This window comes from Blastomonas sp. CCH1-A6, assembly GCF_001556365.1.
GTDB lineage: Bacteria > Pseudomonadota > Alphaproteobacteria > Sphingomonadales > Sphingomonadaceae > Blastomonas > Blastomonas ursincola.
This window is the reverse complement of the sequence record NZ_LSIS01000116.1, coordinates 1-588: the sequence shown is the minus strand read 5'-3', so window position 1 is coordinate 588 and position 588 is coordinate 1. Positions and strand designations below refer to the sequence as shown.

Sequence of the window (588 nt, the reverse complement as noted above, 5' to 3'; positions counted from 1 at the left end):
TCCATGTGCCGCGCACCGGGTTCAGCGCGTCGATGAAATCGCCCGAGCCGGTCAGGGGCTCGAGGTTTTCCTTGAGGCGATAGTCGGAGCTTGTGTTGTAGGCCGTCGCCGTGGTCGTGACCGAAATGCTGCCAACCTCCGTGCCCTGGCGGCGCAGGGAGATGACAGAGCCGTCGCTGCTCAGGCGATTGAAATAGCCCGCGAAGGTCGAAACGCTGGTGCCGTAGAAGGTGCCGCTGGGGTGCATTTCCACGCCCTGCACCGTGCCGTCTGATGCGGTCTTGCCGCCGAGCATTGGGCCGGTCGGGTCGATCCTGAAGCGCACGACATTCGAGGTTCCGAACAAGATCGGCTTTGCCCCGAGCGTGTTGAACTTGATCTCGGCGACGGGTTCCGCCTCGAGCAGGATCTGGTCTGCGGTGGCGAACATGTAACCGCGGTTCGTGCTCGCCGTGCGAAATGCCAGCACAACACCTTCGACGCCATCGAGTTGGACGGCCGTGCGGTTAGTCGCGGAATATGCGGACGTCGTTGCGCCGCCAAAAAGTAGGTTGTTGGTGCCAGCAACGGCAAGCCGGAGCGCGCCGC

Annotated in this window: 1 protein-coding gene; it reads right to left on the bottom strand. The window is 63.3% G+C overall.

Annotation, left to right across the window (positions count from 1 at the left end):
* Positions 1–430: tail fiber domain-containing protein (locus tag AX735_RS04805; RefSeq protein ID WP_202189499.1), on the bottom strand; the 430-nt coding region annotated here is incomplete at its 3' end.
* Positions 431–588 lie beyond the last annotated feature (158 nt).